General features: G+C 60.4%; 22 protein-coding genes. 13 read left to right on the forward strand and 9 right to left on the reverse strand.

What is annotated here, in order from left to right:
* Positions 1–92: 92 nt before the first annotated feature.
* Genes sucD through sucC form a run of 3 tightly spaced genes read right to left on the reverse strand, consistent with a single transcriptional unit; the run spans position 93 to position 2,754 of the window.
* Positions 93–980: a succinate--CoA ligase subunit alpha gene (sucD, locus tag NH195_RS19080; protein WP_066710888.1), complete on the reverse strand. Its 888-nt coding sequence runs from the start codon at positions 978–980 to the stop codon at positions 93–95.
* A 32-nt stretch (positions 981–1,012) separates the two neighbouring features.
* Positions 1,013–1,555, reverse strand: a complete 543-nt coding sequence (locus tag NH195_RS19085; RefSeq protein ID WP_066710896.1) for a hypothetical protein — start codon at positions 1,553–1,555, stop codon at positions 1,013–1,015.
* Between the two features lie 5 nt (positions 1,556–1,560).
* Entirely contained in the window at positions 1,561–2,754 is a 1,194-nt protein-coding gene (sucC, locus tag NH195_RS19090) for an ADP-forming succinate--CoA ligase subunit beta (RefSeq protein ID WP_066710899.1), read from the reverse strand.
* Between the two features lie 390 nt (positions 2,755–3,144).
* Between sucC and NH195_RS19095 the strand changes: the two genes are divergently transcribed.
* Complete coding sequence (locus tag NH195_RS19095; RefSeq protein ID WP_066710902.1) at positions 3,145–3,801, forward strand: outer membrane protein; 657 nt, start codon at positions 3,145–3,147, stop codon at positions 3,799–3,801.
* A 125-nt stretch (positions 3,802–3,926) separates the two neighbouring features.
* Here the strand turns inward: NH195_RS19095 and mdh are convergent, their stop codons facing one another.
* Positions 3,927–4,889 carry a malate dehydrogenase gene (mdh, locus tag NH195_RS19100; RefSeq protein ID WP_066710904.1) on the reverse strand — a complete coding sequence of 321 codons (963 nt, stop codon included), beginning with the start codon at positions 4,887–4,889 and terminating at the stop codon, positions 3,927–3,929.
* A 160-nt stretch (positions 4,890–5,049) separates the two neighbouring features.
* Here mdh and NH195_RS19105 point away from each other — a divergent pair, with 160 nt between their 5' ends.
* Entirely contained in the window at positions 5,050–5,805 is a 756-nt protein-coding gene (locus NH195_RS19105) for a sulfite exporter TauE/SafE family protein (protein ID WP_066710906.1), read from the forward strand.
* Here NH195_RS19105 and NH195_RS19110 read toward each other — a convergent pair.
* Positions 5,802–6,107 carry a hypothetical protein gene (locus NH195_RS19110; protein WP_066710909.1) on the reverse strand — a complete coding sequence of 102 codons (306 nt, stop codon included), beginning with the start codon at positions 6,105–6,107 and terminating at the stop codon, positions 5,802–5,804. The two genes, NH195_RS19105 and NH195_RS19110, sit on opposite strands and share 4 nt — an antisense overlap.
* Before the next feature lie 221 nt (positions 6,108–6,328).
* Between NH195_RS19110 and NH195_RS19115 the strand changes: the two genes are divergently transcribed.
* The 11 genes from NH195_RS19115 to NH195_RS21350 all read left to right on the forward strand — a co-directional run bounded on the left by NH195_RS19115 (position 6,329) and on the right by NH195_RS21350 (position 14,885).
* Positions 6,329–7,183 carry an HpcH/HpaI aldolase/citrate lyase family protein gene (locus tag NH195_RS19115; protein ID WP_066711076.1) on the forward strand — a complete coding sequence of 285 codons (855 nt, stop codon included), beginning with the start codon at positions 6,329–6,331 and terminating at the stop codon, positions 7,181–7,183.
* A gap of 20 nt (positions 7,184–7,203) precedes the next feature.
* Complete coding sequence (locus NH195_RS19120; RefSeq protein ID WP_066710912.1) at positions 7,204–7,752, forward strand: NnrU family protein; 549 nt, start codon at positions 7,204–7,206, stop codon at positions 7,750–7,752.
* Between the two features lie 22 nt (positions 7,753–7,774).
* Positions 7,775–7,978 carry a DUF1737 domain-containing protein gene (locus NH195_RS19125; RefSeq protein ID WP_066710915.1) on the forward strand — a complete coding sequence of 68 codons (204 nt, stop codon included), beginning with the start codon at positions 7,775–7,777 and terminating at the stop codon, positions 7,976–7,978.
* 10 nt (positions 7,979–7,988) lie between these two features.
* Complete coding sequence (locus tag NH195_RS19130; protein ID WP_198403547.1) at positions 7,989–9,026, forward strand: MaoC family dehydratase; 1,038 nt, start codon at positions 7,989–7,991, stop codon at positions 9,024–9,026.
* A 302-nt stretch (positions 9,027–9,328) separates the two neighbouring features.
* Positions 9,329–9,718, forward strand: a complete 390-nt coding sequence (sdhC, locus tag NH195_RS19135; RefSeq protein ID WP_066710919.1) for a succinate dehydrogenase, cytochrome b556 subunit — start codon at positions 9,329–9,331, stop codon at positions 9,716–9,718.
* A gap of 12 nt (positions 9,719–9,730) precedes the next feature.
* The gene (sdhD, locus tag NH195_RS19140) at positions 9,731–10,102 is read left to right on the forward strand and encodes a succinate dehydrogenase, hydrophobic membrane anchor protein (RefSeq protein WP_066710921.1); all 372 of its coding nucleotides are present in this window, start codon (positions 9,731–9,733) and stop codon (positions 10,100–10,102) included.
* A gap of 26 nt (positions 10,103–10,128) precedes the next feature.
* Positions 10,129–11,937: a succinate dehydrogenase flavoprotein subunit gene (sdhA, locus tag NH195_RS19145; protein ID WP_066710923.1), complete on the forward strand. Its 1,809-nt coding sequence runs from the start codon at positions 10,129–10,131 to the stop codon at positions 11,935–11,937.
* 12 nt (positions 11,938–11,949) lie between these two features.
* Complete coding sequence (locus NH195_RS19150) at positions 11,950–12,729, forward strand: succinate dehydrogenase iron-sulfur subunit (protein WP_066710927.1); 780 nt, start codon at positions 11,950–11,952, stop codon at positions 12,727–12,729.
* Positions 12,730–12,902: 173 nt separating this feature from the next.
* Entirely contained in the window at positions 12,903–14,312 is a 1,410-nt protein-coding gene (gene creD, locus NH195_RS19155; RefSeq protein WP_066710930.1) for a cell envelope integrity protein CreD, read from the forward strand.
* A gap of 61 nt (positions 14,313–14,373) precedes the next feature.
* On the forward strand, positions 14,374–14,574 hold the full coding sequence (locus tag NH195_RS19160) for a hypothetical protein (RefSeq protein ID WP_066710933.1): 201 nt from the start codon (positions 14,374–14,376) through the stop codon (positions 14,572–14,574).
* Between the two features lie 140 nt (positions 14,575–14,714).
* Positions 14,715–14,885 carry a hypothetical protein gene (locus NH195_RS21350; protein WP_155846244.1) on the forward strand — a complete coding sequence of 57 codons (171 nt, stop codon included), beginning with the start codon at positions 14,715–14,717 and terminating at the stop codon, positions 14,883–14,885.
* Between the two features lie 54 nt (positions 14,886–14,939).
* Here the strand turns inward: NH195_RS21350 and NH195_RS19165 are convergent, their stop codons facing one another.
* The 4 genes from NH195_RS19165 to NH195_RS19180 all read right to left on the reverse strand — a co-directional run bounded on the left by NH195_RS19165 (position 14,940) and on the right by NH195_RS19180 (position 17,976).
* Positions 14,940–15,929 carry an aldo/keto reductase gene (locus NH195_RS19165; RefSeq protein ID WP_202906533.1) on the reverse strand — a complete coding sequence of 330 codons (990 nt, stop codon included), beginning with the start codon at positions 15,927–15,929 and terminating at the stop codon, positions 14,940–14,942.
* A gap of 28 nt (positions 15,930–15,957) precedes the next feature.
* Positions 15,958–16,416 carry a hypothetical protein gene (locus NH195_RS19170; RefSeq protein WP_066710935.1) on the reverse strand — a complete coding sequence of 153 codons (459 nt, stop codon included), beginning with the start codon at positions 16,414–16,416 and terminating at the stop codon, positions 15,958–15,960.
* Between the two features lie 65 nt (positions 16,417–16,481).
* Positions 16,482–17,195 (reverse strand): purine-nucleoside phosphorylase, encoded by a 714-nt coding sequence (gene deoD, locus NH195_RS19175; protein WP_066710937.1) that lies wholly within the window; start codon positions 17,193–17,195, stop codon positions 16,482–16,484.
* A gap of 91 nt (positions 17,196–17,286) precedes the next feature.
* Entirely contained in the window at positions 17,287–17,976 is a 690-nt protein-coding gene (locus NH195_RS19180; RefSeq protein WP_066710941.1) for a sulfotransferase family 2 domain-containing protein, read from the reverse strand.
* Positions 17,977–17,980: the final 4 nt, after the last annotated feature.

Here is a 17,980-nt window from a genome sequence, read left to right on the forward strand (position 1 = left end):
CGCGTCGCCTTATATGGGTGTGCCTGCGCCCCTCTCTCAAAGGGCGCAGGCGCTGTTGTCAAATCGCGTCACCGTGAGGTGCGCGGCAGCGGTCAGCCCTTGGCAATCGCTTCCTGAACAGCTTCGCCGAGGGTGGCGGGGCTGTCGGCAACGATGATGCCAGCGGATTTCATCGCTTCGATTTTCGATTCCGCATCGCCTTTACCGCCGGCGACGATCGCGCCTGCGTGGCCCATGCGGCGGCCCGGAGGCGCGGTGCGCCCGGCGATGAACCCGGCGACCGGCTTCCAGCGGCCTTTTTTCTTTTGCTCGGCGAGGAATTCCGCGGCTTCTTCTTCGGCGGAACCGCCGATTTCACCGATCATGATGATCGAGGTGGTTTCCGGATCGTCGAGGAACATGTCGAGCACGTCGATGTGCTCGGTGCCTTTGATCGGGTCGCCGCCGATGCCCACGGCGGTGGACTGGCCGAGGCCCAGATCGGAGGTCTGTTTCACGGCCTCATAGGTCAGCGTACCGGAACGGGACACCACGCCGACGGAGCCGCGGCGGTGGATGTGACCCGGCATGATGCCGATTTTGCAGGCGTCCGGGGTGATGACACCCGGGCAGTTCGGGCCGATCAGGCGGGACTTGGAGTCCATCAGCGCGCGCTTCACCTTCATCATGTCGAGCACCGGAATGCCCTCGGTGATGCAGATGATCAGCTCCATCTCGGCGTCGATCGCTTCGAGGATCGAGTCGGCGGCGAAGGGCGGCGGCACGTAGATCACGGAAGCGTTGGCTTCGGTGACGTGCTTGGCTTCGTGCACGGAGTTGAAGACCGGCAGGTTCAGGTGGGTCGAGCCACCTTTGCCGGGCGTCACGCCGCCGACCATCTTGGTGCCGTAAGCGATGGCTTGTTCCGAGTGGAAAGTGCCCTGCGAGCCGGTGAAGCCCTGGCAGATGACCTTGGTGTTTTCGTCTACGAGAATTGCCATGTGGCATCTCCTTACATTGATAGGTCCGGTTTTTAAGAGCCGGAGACCGTATGCTTGATGTGTACGGAGAAGGAACCGACGGGCCCCTTCGCGGAGTTAAAGTGATAGGCTTCGAGAAGCAGGGTTCGCCCGTTCGTCACAAATTCGGCACGTTTGCCGGCAATGTAGGCCTGTGTGCCGTCATCCCATTTGGCCGGGCCGGATTTCGTCGGTTTCTTGCCCTGTCCAGCCGTCTGGCTGAGCCATGCAAAATACTTCTCGAGATCGGCCGCCCCCAAATCTTTTGAGGAGACGTGACAGAAAAAATCGCCTGAACGTTTGTCCGCTGAAACTGTGTATTGAGGTTCGCCGACAAGGTTCTGGGTCAGACCTTTCCGCGAGTACGCGACAAAGGTCTGACTTGCCACTTTGCCCGCCTCATAGGCGTCGGCAACTGTACTCCCTGCGCCCAGTGAAAGGGCGGACTGGTTCAGGCATGCTTCGCCAAAGAGTTTGGCTGCACGCTCTGCCAGATCGCTCGCTGAGACGGGTGTGGCCGCCACTGCGAAAGAGAATATGGTTGCCGCGAGCTTCACGAATGTCAGCCCTTCACTGCTTTCACGATTTTCTGGGCGCCGTCTTTGAGGTCGTCGGCGGCGATCACGTTCAGACCGGAGTTCTGAATGATCTCTTTGCCAAGCTCCACGTTGGTGCCTTCGAGACGGACCACGAGCGGAACCTGAAGGCCCACTTCTTTCACGGCCGCGATCACGCCTTCGGCGATGATGTCACAGCGCATGATGCCGCCGAAGATGTTCACGAGGATGCCTTTGACGTTCGGATCCGAGGTGATGATCTTGAAGGCTTCGGTCACTTTCTCTTTGGTCGCACCGCCGCCCACGTCGAGGAAGTTCGCCGGTTCTGCGCCGTAGAGTTTGATGATGTCCATGGTGGCCATCGCGAGACCCGCGCCGTTCACCATGCAGCCGATCTCGCCGTCGAGCGCGATGTAGTTCAGGTCGAACTTGGAGGCTTCGAGCTCTTTGCTGTCTTCTTCGGTCTCGTCGCGGAGTTCCACGATGTCCGGGTGACGGTAGAGCGCGTTGCCGTCAAAGCCGAGCTTGGCGTCGAGCACTTTGAGGTTGCCGTCGGTCATCACGATCAGCGGGTTGATTTCCAGCATCTCCATGTCTTTCTCGATGAAAGCACGGTAGAGATCGCCCATCAGTTTGACGCATTGCTTCACCTGCGCGCCTTCGAGGCCGAGGGAGAAGGCGATGCGGCGGCCGTGGTACGGCTGGTAGCCGGTGGCCGGATCGACGGAGAAGGAGAGGATTTTCTCGGGGGTGTTGGCCGCCACTTCCTCGATGTCCATGCCGCCCTCGGTGGAGGATACGAAGGACACGCGGGAGGTCTGACGATCGACGAGCAGAGCGAGGTACAGTTCGCGGGAAATGTCGGAACCGTCTTCGAAATAGATGCGGTTGACCTGTTTGCCAGCCGGGCCGGTCTGGTGGGTCACAAGGGTCTTGCCCAGCATCTTCTTGGCTTCTTCCGCAGCCTCCTCGACGGATTTCGCCAGACGCACGCCGCCTTTTTCACCGGCTTCGGCTTCCTTGAATTTGCCTTTGCCGCGACCACCTGCGTGGATCTGGGCCTTGACGACCCACAGCGGACCGTCAAGCTCACCGGCGGCGGACTTGGCGTCCTCGGCGCGGGTGATGGCACGACCGCCGGAAACCGGCGCGCCATATTCCTTGAGAAGGGCTTTCGCCTGATACTCGTGGATGTTCATTAGAGATATCCTCTCCCTGGTTCGATTGGTCCCGTGTATGCCATCGGAAACCGGGCATAAGAAATGGTTTTTTGCCCCCTCGGCGGTAAAACGCGCGTGTTTTCGTTTTTTGTGATCACAGCAAAGTTTTGTGTGATCACAAATTTGGAGAATCGCTTTGGCCGAATCCGGAGAAGGCGTCAGACCCCTGTTCTCAGGGCACATCCGTGCTGCGGGGCAGCATGGGATGCGACGCGGTGTGGGCCGCGACAAAGGAACGGGACGGGATCGGGATATAGAGATATGTGTCCTGACTGTGACGGATTGTCAGTTTCTTGAATGTGATCTCGCCACCCGGCGGTCTCGGGGTATAGAACGAAGTCAACAGATTCGATAAAGAGGACCCTTCCCATGCAAGCTCTTGCAAAGGTGACGCTCGCTGGTGTCGTGCTGATGGCGTCGACCGCCCTGGCTACCGCCGGTGATTTCAGCCTGTCTTTCTATGGCGGCTATCAGACCGCGCCGCACAGCGGCGTGAAGGGCAACGATGGTGTGGACGATTTCGATTTCACCACCGGTTGGGATGGCAAGAGCTTTGCGATGCCGCCGTATTACGGCGTTCGCGGCACTTGGTGGGTGCGGGATAATTTCGGCTGGATCGCCGATTTCAACCATACCAAGGTCTACGCCGACGAAGACGACATGGCGGACAACGGGTTCTCGACACTGGAATTCACCGACGGGCTGAACAACCTGACGGTGGGGCCGATCTGGCGCTGGCCCGGGCTGTGGAACAACTTCACCCCCTATGCGAGCATCTCCGCCGGGATCATCATCCCGCATGTCGAAGTTGCCACCGCGAATACCGATACGCTGGAATATCAGATCGCTGGTCCGACCGTCGCATTGGTTCTGGGGGCGAGCTATGAGCTGAACGACCGCTGGGATCTGTTCACGGAATACAAGGGCACCTACAGCCAGCTCGACGTCGATCTCGATGGCGGCGGCAACCTTGAAAGCGACATCATCACCAATGCGCTGAACTTCGGTGTGACGTATAAGTTCTGATCCTTGCGGATCGCAGAGACATGAAAACCGGGCTTCGGCCCGGTTTTTTGTTTGCCCTGCGTCCAGGCATAGAAAAACCCGCGCGGTTAAGCGCGGGTTTTCCGGATTTCAGGCTGTGGGCCGGATCAGGCAAGGTTGCTGTCGATGGCTTTACAGGCTTCGACGAGGCCTTTCACGGCATCCACGGATTTGTCGAACATCACTTGCTCTTCTTTGTTGAGCTTGATGTCGATGACTTTCTCGATGCCGCCGGCGCCGATCACGGTCGGGACGCCGACGTACATGCCGTCCACGCCGATTTCGCCGTTGCAATAAGCGGCGCAGGGCAGGACGCGTTTCTGGTCTTTCAGGTAGGCTTCGGCCATCTCGATGGCGGAGGTCGCCGGTGCGTAGAACGCGGAGCCGGTTTTCAGCAGGCCGACAATCTCGGCGCCGCCGTCACGGGTGCGCTGGATGATCGCATCGAGTTTCTCCTGGGTGGTCCAGCCCATTTCCACCAGATCCGGCAGCGGGATGCCGCCAACGGTGGAGTAGCGGGCGGAGGGCACCATGGTGTCGCCGTGGCCGCCGAGCACGAAGGCGGTGACGTCTTTCATGGACACGCCGAATTCGACCGACAGGAAGTGGCGGAAACGCGCGGAGTCGAGCACGCCAGCCATGCCGACGACTTTCTCGGCGGGCAGACCGGAGTACTGTTGCAGCGCCCAGACCATCGCATCAAGCGGGTTGGTGATACAAATAACAAAGGCATCAGGAGCGTTTTCCTTGATGCCTTCGCCGACGGATTTCATGACCTTGAGGTTGATGCCCAGGAGATCGTCACGGGACATGCCCGGTTTGCGCGGCACACCGGCGGTGACGATGCAGACGTCTGCGCCCGCGATGTCGGCGTAATCCGTGGTGCCTTTCAGCGTCGCGTCGAAACCTTCGGACGGGCCGGATTCGGCGATGTCGAGGGCCTTGCCCTGCGGGGTGCCGTCCGCGATGTCGAAGAGGACGACGTCACCGAGTTCCTTGAGGGCTGCGAGGTGTGCGAGCGTGCCACCGATTTGACCTGCGCCGATGAGGGCAATCTTGGGTCGGGCCATTGATCTGTCTCCAATTGGTTGTGAGATTGCGGCATGGGTAGCCCTTTGGCGCGGCTCGTGCAAGTCTGCGCTGCGGCATGGTGTCGTGGTTTTGTGGGCGTTATCGCTAACCTCCGTGTGATTTCACGGCAAACCGGAACAGTTCTGAAAGGCGGGGCACATGGCGCTCGATCTGCATTTCTATCTCTTCGCGATTCCCGCGGTGCTTTTCGCCGGGATGTCGAAGGGCGGCTTCGGCTCGGCGGCGGCCTTTGCGGCGACGCCGTTTCTAGCACTGATTCTCAGTCCGGGGCAGGCGGTCGGGTTGATGTTGCCGCTTCTGATGGTGATGGATGTGACCGCAGTAAAGATGTTCTGGCGCAAATGGGATCTGCGGGTGGCGGGGGTGTTGATCCTCGGCGCCGTGCCCGGAATTCTGATCGGCGCACTGGTCTATGGCGCGGCCGATCCGCGCGTGTTCAAATTTCTGATAGGTGTGGTCGCCCTGGGCTTTGTCGGCTGGCAACTGGCGAAAACCGCCCGGCTGATCCGTCCGCCGAAACGTGAGCTGGGCGAGGGGGCGGGGCTGTTCTGGGGCGCGGTGACGGGGCTGACGAGTTTCATCAGCCATGCGGGCGGTCCCCCCGCCGCCGTTTACATGCTGTCGAAACGTATGGACAAGACGACCTATCAGGCGACCTCCGTGCTGACGTTCTGGGCGGTGAACCTGATGAAGGTGATCCCCTATGCTTTCGTGGGGATTTTCACCCGCGAGTCGCTTGTGGCGGATCTGACGCTGATCCCGGTGGCGGTGATCGGGGTTCTGGCGGGGGTGTGGATGCATCACAAGGTGCCCGAAAAGCTGTTCTTCGGGCTGGCCTATGTGTTTCTGGTGATCACCGGCAGCAAGCTGATTTGGGAGGCGCTGGCGACCTAGACGTCATCGCCTTTCGCGACCGGGGCGGTGGCAAGGGTTTCATAGGCCTGACCGGAGGCGATCAGGCAACTCAGGCCGTCGGGGCGGGTGAAGAGGATGGTCCAGGTGCCGGTGGCCTCGGAGGCGAAGACCTCCACCACGCCATTGTTGGGGGTCAGGCCGATGGATTGGCGGGTCTCGCCGTATGTCTGTGCGAGGCGGTCGAGCACCTGATCGCGGGCGGCGCAATTGTCTTGGGCAAGGGCCGGGGCGGTACAGAGCAGGGCGGTGCTCGTCAGACTGGCCAGAAGTGCGGTATGCATCGTCTTCTCCAATTCTCTGTGATCTTGCGTTGTGTCAGGGCTCCCGTCGGCTCATGGATCAGCTTGCCGGAAAAGCGTTAAAAAAACGGTTAACCTTCCGTGCAAGGAGCGGAGTGCGCGGGGCGCAACGCCTGATTTCTGCGCTGCGGAAATTTTACCCTTGCGAATTGGTGCGCTTCTGTGGCCTCTTGCGCAATAATGTTGCGGAGGAAAAGAATCAAATGACCCAAGTCGCCAATCGTCCCTATCGCTCGGCTCTCTACATTCCCGGCTCGAAAGAACGCGCGCTGGAAAAGGCCAAGGGGCTGGCCTGTGACGCGATCCTGTTCGACCTTGAAGACGCGGTGGCGCCTGACGAGAAGGTGAACGCGCGGGCGCTTCTGAAAGAGACGCTGGCGCAAGGTGGTTACGGCAATCGCGCCAAAATCGTGCGGGTTAACGGGTTTGACACCCAATGGGGCCGTGACGATGTGGCGGCTTTTGTCGGTGCCGATATTGACGGGATTCTCCTGCCGAAAGTGGAAAGTGCGGCTATGGTCGAGGAACTGGCACAGGCCATCCCCGATGTGCCGCTCTGGGCGATGATGGAAACGCCGCTGGGGATGCTGAACGCTGCGGAGATTGCCGCCCATCCGCGCATGGCGGGGTTTGTCATGGGGACGAACGATCTGGCGAAGGAGCTGAACACCCGGTTCCGGGCCGATCGTCTGCCGATGATGGGCGGGCTGCACATGTGCCTGATCGCGGCGCGGGCCTATGGGGTGATTTGCCTTGATGGCGTTTATAACGCTTTCAAAGATGAAGAGGGCCTCAAGTTCGAATGCGAACAGGGGCGCGACATGGGGTTCGACGGCAAAACGCTGATCCACCCGGCACAGCTTGAGATTGCGAATGCGGCCTTTGCACCAAGCGAGGCGGAGATTGATCTGGCTGAACGTCAGATCGCGGCCTTTGAGGAGGCCGAGGCAAAAGGCGAGGGCGTGGCGGTTGTCGATGGGAAAATCGTGGAGAATCTGCATATCGTGACGGCACGGGCGATGCTTGCGAAAGCGGTGGCGATCAAGGCCCTGACATAAACGATATACGGAGTACACGCATGACCCTTCTCATTCTCGGACTGCTGCTTTGGGTGGTGGCGCATCTGTTCAAACGACTGGCGCCTGAGCTGCGCGGGGCGATGGGGGAGAAGGGGAAGGGCCTTGTGGCGCTGGGCATTCTGGCGGGGCTGATCCTTATGATCCTGGGCTACCGGATGAGCGGGACGCATGATCTCTATGCCCTGCCGCCCTATCTGCGCCATGTGAACAACACGCTGATGGTGATTGCGGTGGGTCTCTTTGCGCTCGGGCATTCCAAAAGCCGCCTGCGGGCCAAGATGCGGCATCCGATGCTGACCAGTGTCGTGGTCTGGGGCGTGGCGCATCTTTTGGTTAATTCGGATGCGGCCTCTTTGGTGCTTTTTGGCGGCATGACGCTTTGGGCACTTGCCGAGATGGCGCTGATCAACCGCGCGGAGCCCACGCCTGAGCGGTATCAAGGTGGCAGCCTGGCGGGGGATATGCGTCTGGTGGTGATTTCTCTCGTGGTTTTCGGCGCGATTGCCGGGGTACATATCTGGCTCGGGTATAACCCGTTTCCGGGGTGAGCGCATCACGAGGAGCAAAGAGATGAAAGCCTACAGGTTGCTGACCGAAGAAGACACATCGGCCTTTTGTCACAAGGTGACGGAGGCTCTGAACAAGGGCTGGGCGCTGTACGGCGATCCCAGCTACGCCTTTGACGCCGCGTCTGGAAAGATGCGTTGCGCGCAGGCGGTCACAAAGGAGACGGAAGGGGAGTATTCCCCGGACGTGAAGCTGGGACAGCTATAGTGGGAGGACCATCGAGGTGAAAACCAATCCGGGACGTTTTTTCGAGGATTATGCAATCGGGCAGGTGATCGAGCATGCCGTGCCGCGCACCGTGTCGGGCGGCGAACGGGCGCTGTATCATGCGCTCTATCCGGCGCGGCATGCGCTTTATTCCTCTGACGAATTTGCCGAGAACTGCGGGCTTGAGAAAAGCCCCATGGACGATCTGATCGCCTTCCATGTGGTCTTTGGCAAAACCGTCCCGGATATTTCGCTCAACGCTGTGGCGAACCTTGGCTATGCCGAGGGGCGCTGGCTGAAACCGGTCTATCCAGGCGATACACTGCGCTCGGTCTCCGAGGTAATCGGGCTGAAACAGAATTCCAATGGCAAATCCGGCGTGGTCTATGTGCGGACCCGGGGGCTGAACCAGTGGGACGAGCCGGTGCTCGAATATGTGCGCTGGGTGATGGTCCGCAAACGCGATCTCGATGCGCCCGCTCCCGAGACGGTGATCCCGGAACTGACCAAGGTGGTGGCGCCCGAGAAACTGGTGATCCCGGAGGGGCTGGATTTCCTGAAATACAACTTCACGCTGGCGGGGGAGCCGCATCGCTTTGGCGACTATGAGATTGGCGAAAAGATCGACCATGTGGACGGGGTGACGATCGAGGAAGCCGAACACATGATGGCGACCCGGCTGTGGCAGAACACGGCGAAAGTGCATTTCGATGCGACCAATCGCGAGGATGGCAAGCGGCTGATCTATGGCGGCCATGTGATTTCGATGGCGCGGGCCTTGTCCTTCAACGGGCTTGCCAATGCGCAGATGATCGTGGGGCTCAATGGCGGGGCGCATGCCAATCCCTGTTTCACGGGCGATACGGTGCGGGCCTACACCGAAGTGCTCGACAAGGCGGAGACCGATGCGCCCGGTGTGGGCGCGCTGCGGCTTCGGCTTGTGGCCTATAAACACGGGGCGCCGGAGTTCGCCTACAAGACGGAAGAGGGGAAATATCATCCTGATGTCCTGCTCGATCTGGATTACTGGGCGCTGGCGCCGGTTTGATCCATTCGGGCCTTTGAATTTGTGATCGCAAATTTGGGTCGCGCCGCAGAGGCGCGGCCCTTTTTTGTCGGTTTTCCAGGATGTTTTATGTTATAAAACTTATGAAAACCCTCAGAGAAGCCGATAGCGCTACATTTGTGATCACACCTACAATCTTGTGATCACAATGCGTGTTTTGAGTGACATTAATCCTCGAAAAGAGGTTTTGTTAGCGCTACCAATTGCCGAGTGGGTGGTGACTCGGGGGGAGAAAAGGGTATTACGGACCCAGCTTACAGCATCACTCGTGAAAGGACGTCACCATGGCTGATGTGAACCGCGGCAACCGGCCGCTTTCTCCCTTCATGCTCGGAAAATACTATCGCCCGCAGATGACTTCGATCTCGTCGATTCTCGTGCGGATCACCGGCAACGCCCTGATTGCGGCGGCCTTCCTCTCGGTCTGGTGGCTTCTGGCCGCTGCGACTGGCCCCGAATATTTCGACTTCGTCAACTGGCTCATCACCTCATGGATCGGCGACATCGTGATGTTCCTGTCCGTCTGGGCGCTCTGGTACCACTTCGGCGGCGGCTTGCGTCACCTGGTGTGGGACGCGGGCCGTTGCCTCGATGTGGCGACGTCCGAGAAACTTGGCTGGGCGATGCTGATCGGTGCCACGATCATGACCATCATCACCGCGCTCGTGGTCTGAGGAGACAAGACAATGGCATTTCTGACTGACCGCAAACGCGCCGCCAATCTCGGCTCCGCCCACCACGGTGCAGAGCATCACTGGTTCATGATCGTCTCCTCGATCGGCCTGATGATCCTGATGCCGCTTTTCATCTTCACCTTCGGGTGCGCGCTGGGCGGCACTTACGAAGAGGTGATCGCCTATTACAGCCGCCCCTTCCCGGCGATCGTCGCGGGGCTGACCCTCGTCGTCTCCATGATGCACATGATGCGCGGCTGGCAAATGATGGTCGAAGACTACACGGCGGGCTTTACCCGCAAGTTCCTCGTGATCGGCATGAATTTCTTCTGCTACGCCCTGATCGCGACCGGTCTTTTCGCCCTCGTGAAACTCGCCCTCTGAACCGTACAGGTTAAGGAATAAAGACAATGACAGCAGCATATGAATATGAAACCCACGAATATGACGTGGTTGTTGTTGGTGCGGGCGGTTCCGGGCTTCGGGCAACGCTGGGTATGGCCGAACAGGGCCTGCGCACGGCCTGTGTGACCAAGGTGTTCCCGACGCGCTCCCACACCGTGGCCGCGCAGGGCGGAATCGCCGCTTCGCTTTCCAACATGGGGCCGGACAACTGGCAGTGGCACATGTATGACACCGTGAAGGGCTCCGACTGGCTCGGCGACACCGACGCGATGGAATACCTCGCCCGCAACGCGCCGAAAGCGGTGTACGAGCTTGAGCACTACGGTGTGCCCTTCTCGCGGACCGAAGAAGGCAAGATCTACCAGCGCCCGTTCGGCGGCCACACCACCGAATTCGGTGAAGGCCCGCCCGTGCAGCGCACCTGTGCCGCCGCAGACCGCACCGGTCACGCGATCCTGCACACGCTTTACGGCCAATCCGTGAAGAACAACGCCGAATTCTACATCGAATATTTCGCCATCGACCTGATCATGTCGGATGACGGTGTGTGCCAGGGCGTTCTGTGCTGGAAACTCGATGACGGCACCTTCCACCTGTTCTCCGCCAAGATGGTCGTTCTGGCGACCGGCGGTTATGGCCGCGCCTTCTTCTCCGCGACCTCGGCCCACACCTGCACCGGCGACGGTGGCGGCATGGTGGCCCGTGCGGGTCTGGCGCTTCAGGATATGGAATTCGTTCAGTTCCACCCGACCGGCATCTACGGCTCCGGCTGTCTGATCACCGAGGGCGCGCGCGGCGAAGGCGGATACCTGACCAACTCCGAAGGCGAGCGTTTCATGGAACGCTATGCCCCGACCTACAAGGACCTCGCACCGCGTGACTACGTGTCCCGGTCTATGACGATGGAAATCCGCGAAGGCCGCGGCGTTGGCGAGCACAAGGACCACATCTTCCTGAACCTCAGCCACCTTCCGGCCGAGGCTTTGGCGGAACGTCTTCCGGGCATCTCCGAGTCGGCAAAAATCTTTGCCGGCGTGGACGTCACGAAAGAGCCGATCCCGGTTCTGCCGACCGTGCACTACAACATGGGCGGTATCCCGACGAACTATCACGGTGAGGTTCTCAACCCGACGGCGGACAACCCGACCGCCGTGGTGCCGGGCCTGATGGCTGTGGGCGAAGCGGGCTGTGCCTCTGTGCACGGTGCGAACCGTCTCGGCTCCAACTCGCTCATCGACCTCGTGGTCTTTGGCCGCGCCGCCGCGATCCGCGCCGGTGAGGTTGTGGACCCTCGTGCGCCGAACCCGGAGATGAACATGGCGTCCGTGGAGAAAGCCTTTGATCGCTTCGACAGCCTGCGCTACGCCAAGGGCGCGATCCCGACCGCAGATCTGCGGCTCGAGATGCAGCGCACGATGCAAGCCGACGCCGCCGTGTTCCGGACCGACAAGTCTCTCAAAGAGGGTGTCGAGAAGATGACGGTTGTGGCGGGCAAGATGGGCGATCTGGGCGTGACCGACCGGTCGCTGATCTGGAACTCGGACCTGATGGAAACGCTCGAACTGACGAACCTGATGCCGAACGCTCTGGCGACCATTCATGGTGCCGAAGCCCGGAAAGAATCCCGTGGGGCGCATGCCCATGAGGATTACCCGAACCGCGATGACGTGAACTGGCGTAAACACACCATTTCGCGCGTCGAAGGCACCAATGTCGAACTGAGCTATCGTCCGATCATCGAGGCCCCGCTGACCACCGAGGAAGAAGGTGGCATCAGCCTCAAGAAGATCGCGCCGAAAGCGCGGACGTTCTAAGGAGATTTAGAGATGGTTCAATTCAATCTGCCCAAGAACTCCAAGATCGTGACGGGCAAGACCTGGCCGAAGCCTGAGGGCGCGACCAATGTCCGCAAATTCCAGATTTATCGCTGGAACCCGGACGATGAGAAAAATCCGTCGGTGGACACCTATTTCCTCGACATGGATCGCTGCGGCCCGATGGTTCTCGACGCGCTGATCAAGATCAAGAACGAGATCGACCCGACGCTGACCTTCCGCCGCTCCTGCCGCGAAGGCATTTGCGGGTCCTGTGCGATGAACATCGACGGGATCAACACGCTTGCGTGCATCTACGGTCTCGACGAGATCAAGGGCGACGTGCGCATCTTCCCGCTGCCGCACATGCCGGTGGTGAAAGACCTGATCCCGGACCTGACGCATTTCTATGCGCAGCACGCCTCGATCATGCCGTGGCTTGAGACCAAGACCAACCGCCCGGAAAAGGAATGGCGTCAGTCCATCGAGGACCGGAAGAAGCTCGACGGTCTTTATGAATGCGTGATGTGCGCTAGCTGCTCGACCTCCTGCCCGAGCTACTGGTGGAATGGCGACAAATATCTTGGACCGGCCGCGCTTCTACACGCCTACCGCTGGATCATCGACTCGCGCGATGAGGCCACCGGCGAGCGTCTCGACATGCTGGAAGACCCGTTCAAACTCTACCGCTGCCACACCATCATGAACTGTGCGAAAACCTGTCCGAAGGGGCTGAACCCGGCGGCAGCCATCGCGCATATCAAGAAGATGATGCTCGAACGCGCTCACTGAGCGCGTTCGTCAGAACGAAAGATGGGCGCGCGCATTGAGCGCGTCCGTCCGTCGGACAAGCCAGGAAAGCCCCGCTTTGGCGGGGTTTTTCTTTGCGCTTCTCCCCCTTGTCGCACATCGGGTGATCCGCCATCGTTTGCCGGACCGCTCCCGGACGTCTTAAGGAGATCCACATGCGCAAATCCATCGGTGCCCGTTTTCTGATCGTCGGCCTTCTGACGCTTCTGATGTTCATCCCACTGTTCTTCGTCTCCGACATCGTGCAGAGCCGGAAGAATTATTCGCAATACACCCTGAATGAGGTCGGGCGCGAATGGGGCGGGGAGCAGGTGATCGCCGGGCCGATGCTGATGATTCCGGTCGAGGAAACCGTCGAGCGCACGGAGCGCGAAGCGGTGGTCGATCCGGAAAGCGGCGAGATCGTGCTCGATGCCGATGGCAGTCCGCGCCAGCGGCAGGTGACGCGCAAGGTGACGGTGACGCGCGATCCGATCTATGTCTATCCGGGGCGCTTCGATGTCGCCATCGACACACAGACACAGATCCGGCATCGCGGGATTTTCTCCGTGCCGGTCTATCAGGCGGGGATCGAGATGGGGTTCGATTTCCCCTGGGACCAGATCGCCACGCAGGCGGTCAATGAAGAGGTGATCCTCTGGGACCGGGCGGAGTTGATCCTGTCGCTGTCATCGAATGCCGCGCTGCGCGGGCAGGCGGTGCTGACGGTCGATGGGGAGGAGGTGGCGCTCGAACCTATCGCCTCCGCCGATGAGGCTGCGGGGATCATGGCGGCTTTGGGCGATCCGCGCGGCAAGAGCGATTACGCGCTGACACTGGGGGCCAATGGCGCGCAGTCGTTGCAGATCGCGCCGGTCGGGCGGCAGAGCGCGGTGACCATCGCGTCGGACTGGCCGCATCCGAGTTTCCGGGGTGCATTCCTGCCGGACGGCTCGGAAATTTCCGAAGCGGGCTTCTCGGCAACCTGGACCATCCCGCATCTCGCGCGCACCCTGCCGCAGATGACGCGGGAGGATTACACCCGCGCGCTGCGCTATGGCATGGCCTTCGGGGTCGATTTCATCGAGCCGAACGATTTCTATCAAAAATCCTATCGGGCGGCGAATTACTCCATCCTGTTTATCGCGTTGACCTTTCTCACCGTATTGTTGGTGGAAAAAGGCACGGAGCGCCCGGCGCACCCGGTGCAATATATCCTGATCGGTCTGGCGCAGTCGATTTTCGTGCTGCTGATGGTGGCCTATTCCGAACAGATCGGCTTTGGCCCGGCCTATGCGCTCTCTGCCGGGGCGACGGTGGTGCTTTTGACCTTCTTCGGGGCGGTGGGTCTGAAACTCGGGCGGCGCACGGCGGTTCTGGGCGTGATGTTGCTGGTGCTCTACGGTGTGCTCTACCTGATCCTGCGTTCGGCGGATTATGCACTGCTGGCAGGGGCGTCTCTGGCCTTTGTGGCGCTGGCGGCGACGATGTATTTCACCCGCAACGAGGATTGGTACGGGCCGGAGGGCACCGGGTTTCTGGGTCGGAAACGCAAGGCGCAGCCGACGGTGCCGCCGCAGCCGTAACCGGGGCTGCCGTCACGCAAGTGTGCGTTTTCATTGGACGGTTCGGGGGGTATGAGGGGGCATGCTCTTCCTCGTCCCCCTCATCGTCATCGCGCTTTATGTCGGCATGTATCTCATGCGGTCGAACAAGACCGGGGCCTGCCGGTGGCGACAGGTCGGCAAGAACGAGACGGGCGTGCGCTGGCGTTGTCCGGTCTGTGGTGCAGAGGCCGAGACCGTTGCCGGGGAGCCGAAGTTCTGCGGCGGGCAAGGGCCACGCTAGCCCCGAAAGGCATATTTCCGGTGCTGCGTTGCAGCATGCGCATGACGACTATGCGTCATAAGGGGGCTGTCATGCCCGGCGTTGCAGCATACCTAGGGACACAAGGGAGGGCCCAACGGACCCTTAACGGAGACTGACACATGACCCTGCACGACGCGAAACTGAAAGACGCCGCCGCGAAAGAGACCACGATGAAAGTCTCCGAATGGCTGGAATACTATGCGCCGACCACCCCGGCCGTGAACACCGGCGAGCAGATCGCCCCGCGCAAGCTGGACGTGCTCGACCAGATGTACGCCTATTACGAGTGAGCCGCGCGCCCCTCGCAAGATGAAGAAGCCCCGCCTGAGCGGGGCTTTTCTGTTTCAGCAGTAGCGTTCGACACCGACCATTTGCTGATCGGAATAACGGTCGCCTGCTGCCCAGCCCGCTGGCAGGATTTGCTCGATCTCCCAGAGATCGTCCTCGGACAGACCGATCTCGCCCGCATGGGCCCAATCGGCAAGGTGCTCTTTGGTCCGCGTTCCGGGGATCGGGATCAGATGATCGCCCTGATGCAAAACCCATGCGAGCGCCAGCGCGGGCGTGGAGACGCCTTTCGTCTCGGCGTAGGCGCGGAAGGCACGGATATAGTCCATGTTTTCAAGCCAGTTCTGGCCCACGAAGCGCGGGTTCACCTTGCGGAAATCGCTGTCGTCAAAGGTGCTCGGGTCGAGATCGGCCACACCCAGCGCCCCGCGCGCGACCGGGGAGAAGGGGATGAAGGCGATGCCCAGATCTTCGCAGGTCTGGATCACGCCCAGTTCCGGCTGACGGGTCCAGAGCGAATATTCGTTCTGCACCGCCGTCACCGGCACGACACTATGCGCACGACGGATGGTGGAAGGGGCGACTTCGGAGAGACCCCAGGCGTCGATCAGCCCCTCTTCGATCAGCTTGCCCATGGTCTCGGCGACCGTTTCCACCGGCAGCTCCTGTTGCCGACGGTGGATATAGTAAAGCTCGACCTTGTCGCGGTTCAGTTTCTTGAGTGAGCTTTCGAGCTCCGAGCGAATGTAATCTTCTTCGTTGTCGAAGGCGCGCGGCGGCCCGGGGATGATGCCGACTTTCGTGGCCAGCGTCACCTCCGCACCGCTTTCCTTGAGGTATTGGCCGACGATGCGTTCGGAGCGGCCCATGCCATAGAGATTCGCGGTGTCCCAGAAGTCGATCCCGGCGGCCTCGACAGCCGCCAGCGTTTCGAGCGATGTCTCGTCATCGGCCTCCCCGAAGAACCCGGCGAAACTCATGCAGCCGAAACCGATTGCGCTTACCATAGGGCCATGTGCGCCAAGTTGGCGTTTGGGCATGCTCATGCCATTTTCCTTTTCGTTTTTAAAAGACTTAGCGGGTCCAGAGCGTGGAGGCCGATCCTGTCGTCCGATCAATGGTGTAGCGCGTTTCTCCGGTGGGGCAACAGCGCGGCTCGCCGTCTTTCAACGTGGTGAGAGTCACCTCGATCCGGTCGGGATAAAAGGCGGGGTCTCGGGGACCATGACCCCAGATTTGTGAAATCGGGCCAAGATAGGTGAACTGCGGTCCGGGTTGGTTCAGCGCATAGCGCCCCACGGCAATGCTGACGCTGCCCGCCGATCCCTCGATCCATTCATAGACAAAGCCAAGGGCTTCGGTGGCCTGTGCCGGATCGGGATGGTTCGGGAAAAAATACGAACCTTCCACGTGCGCGGGTTTATTTGCGAGCGTCTGAAACAGAACGGCATCGAGATTGGGCCAGTCCTGAGCCTGAAGCGAAAGCGGCAGGGTGGCGAGGGTGAGGGCGAAAGCTTTGGCAAGAAAGGACATGGGGACGACCGGGGCACTCTTTTGGAAATCCGTTTTTCCAAGAGTGCCCCGGAGCGGCAGTGCAATCAAGCCGCGAAGGCTGCCTCAAGCGCGATCTCGACCATATCGCCGAAGCTCTTTTCGCGCTGGTCCGATGGCAGGGCCTCATGGGTCAGGAGGTGATCGGAAACGGTCATGACGCCCAACGCGCGCACGCCGTGACGGGCGGCAACGGTATAGAGCTCGGCGGCTTCCATTTCGACGCCCAGAATGCCGTGGCGGATCATCACCTCGTCGAGATCGGGACGTTCGGCATAGAAAATGTCCGAGGAATAGATATTGCCGACATGGACGCCGGTGTCCTTCTGACGCGCGGCGGCAACGGCGGCCTCCAGAAGGCCGTAATCGGCACAGGGCGCGTAGTTGATTTCCTTGAAGAACCCGGCCGACGGCGTGGTGCCCATGGTGGTGGCGGTCATGGCGATCACCACGTCGCGCACCTTGATATGGTGCTGCATCGCGCCACAGGACCCGATGCGAATGAGCGTCTTGGCACCATATTCGGTGATCAGCTCATTGGCGTAGATCGAGATCGACGGCATGCCCATGCCGGAGCCGTGAATGGTCACCGGGTTGCCCTTGTAGGTGCCGGTGAAGCCCAGCATACCACGCACCTCGTTCACCAGTTTGATGTCGTCGAGATAGGTCTCGGCGGCCCATTTGGCGCGGTAGGGATCGCCCGGCATCAGGACGGTTTCGGCGATGTCGCCAATGGCTGCGGAAATATGGGGGGTCGGCATGCTGTCCTCGCGATAAATCTCTTTGAGGCCATAAAGCCAGCCCCGGCGAGGATTGTATAGATTGCAACCGCGGTTTTTGTTCCGTTCTGGTTCAGAAGCTATAGCCGAAATATGCCAGGTCCCGGGCATAGAAGTCTTCGAGCAGGGCGCGGGTCTTGTCGTCATGGGCGAGGCGATAATCCTGTCCCATGGGCGAGGCCTTTTGCACGTGGAGCGTGCCAAGCTCCGGAAAACCGATCTTCTGACCGATGCGGGTGATCGCCTCGGTGCGGTTCTCGAAGCGGAAAATCTCGGTGACCAGTGGGTTGCCCTCGGCATCGAGCACGAAATCGCAGGCGGTGCGGCGCAGACCGAAATAGCCCAGATAGGGGGTCGCGGGCGAGGCCTCGACATGGCGGGCGACGAATTCGGCATAGCTCCAACTGGCCGGAAGATCGCCGCATTTCTGCATGTAATTGTAAAAGGACAGGAGCCGCTCGAACGGATTGCGTACGATGCTGAAGCTGTAGAGGCTGGCCCAGACCTTGGGGCCGGTGATTTCCTGCATTTCACGGGCGCTCAGATGTTCGGGCAGGACCTGCTCTGTCGCATGTTCCGCCTCGATCACGTTGCGCTTGCCGTGAATGGGGCCAAATCGCTTGCCAAGCTCGGCCCGGATCGAGGTCGAGGAGGTGCGGGGAATGTCGATGAACCAGAAGCCGGTTGCGTCGATTGCCCTGGTGATTTTCCTGTTGCGATAATGGGTCTCGATCCGGCGGAGCGATTTTTGCAGATGTCCCATCCCG

This window comes from Celeribacter ethanolicus (assembly GCF_001550095.1).
GTDB lineage: Bacteria > Pseudomonadota > Alphaproteobacteria > Rhodobacterales > Rhodobacteraceae > Celeribacter > Celeribacter ethanolicus.

What these genes read in the sequence shown, in the direction of transcription:
- sdhD (WP_066710921.1), top strand. Translation starts at nt 9,731, where the DNA reads ATGGCATTTCTGACTGACCGCAAACGCGCCGCCAATCTCGGCTCCGCC.
- sdhC (WP_066710919.1), top strand. Translation starts at nt 9,329, where the DNA reads ATGGCTGATGTGAACCGCGGCAACCGGCCGCTTTCTCCCTTCATGCTC.
- NH195_RS19095 (WP_066710902.1), top strand. Translation starts at nt 3,145, where the DNA reads ATGCAAGCTCTTGCAAAGGTGACGCTCGCTGGTGTCGTGCTGATGGCG.
- NH195_RS19180 (WP_066710941.1), bottom strand. Translation starts at nt 17,976, where the DNA reads ATGGGACATCTGCAAAAATCGCTCCGCCGGATCGAGACCCATTATCGC.
- NH195_RS21350 (WP_155846244.1), top strand. Translation starts at nt 14,715, where the DNA reads ATGACCCTGCACGACGCGAAACTGAAAGACGCCGCCGCGAAAGAGACC.
- creD (WP_066710930.1), top strand. Translation starts at nt 12,903, where the DNA reads ATGCGCAAATCCATCGGTGCCCGTTTTCTGATCGTCGGCCTTCTGACG.
- NH195_RS19110 (WP_066710909.1), bottom strand. Translation starts at nt 6,107, where the DNA reads ATGCATACCGCACTTCTGGCCAGTCTGACGAGCACCGCCCTGCTCTGT.
- mdh (WP_066710904.1), bottom strand. Translation starts at nt 4,889, where the DNA reads ATGGCCCGACCCAAGATTGCCCTCATCGGCGCAGGTCAAATCGGTGGC.
- NH195_RS19165 (WP_202906533.1), bottom strand. Translation starts at nt 15,929, where the DNA reads ATGAGCATGCCCAAACGCCAACTTGGCGCACATGGCCCTATGGTAAGC.
- NH195_RS19150 (WP_066710927.1), top strand. Translation starts at nt 11,950, where the DNA reads ATGGTTCAATTCAATCTGCCCAAGAACTCCAAGATCGTGACGGGCAAG.
- sdhA (WP_066710923.1), top strand. Translation starts at nt 10,129, where the DNA reads ATGACAGCAGCATATGAATATGAAACCCACGAATATGACGTGGTTGTT.
- deoD (WP_066710937.1), bottom strand. Translation starts at nt 17,195, where the DNA reads ATGCCGACCCCCCATATTTCCGCAGCCATTGGCGACATCGCCGAAACC.
- NH195_RS19105 (WP_066710906.1), top strand. Translation starts at nt 5,050, where the DNA reads ATGGCGCTCGATCTGCATTTCTATCTCTTCGCGATTCCCGCGGTGCTT.
- NH195_RS19170 (WP_066710935.1), bottom strand. Translation starts at nt 16,416, where the DNA reads ATGTCCTTTCTTGCCAAAGCTTTCGCCCTCACCCTCGCCACCCTGCCG.
- NH195_RS19160 (WP_066710933.1), top strand. Translation starts at nt 14,374, where the DNA reads ATGCTCTTCCTCGTCCCCCTCATCGTCATCGCGCTTTATGTCGGCATG.
- NH195_RS19125 (WP_066710915.1), top strand. Translation starts at nt 7,775, where the DNA reads ATGAAAGCCTACAGGTTGCTGACCGAAGAAGACACATCGGCCTTTTGT.
- sucC (WP_066710899.1), bottom strand. Translation starts at nt 2,754, where the DNA reads ATGAACATCCACGAGTATCAGGCGAAAGCCCTTCTCAAGGAATATGGC.
- sucD (WP_066710888.1), bottom strand. Translation starts at nt 980, where the DNA reads ATGGCAATTCTCGTAGACGAAAACACCAAGGTCATCTGCCAGGGCTTC.
- NH195_RS19115 (WP_066711076.1), top strand. Translation starts at nt 6,329, where the DNA reads ATGACCCAAGTCGCCAATCGTCCCTATCGCTCGGCTCTCTACATTCCC.
- NH195_RS19120 (WP_066710912.1), top strand. Translation starts at nt 7,204, where the DNA reads ATGACCCTTCTCATTCTCGGACTGCTGCTTTGGGTGGTGGCGCATCTG.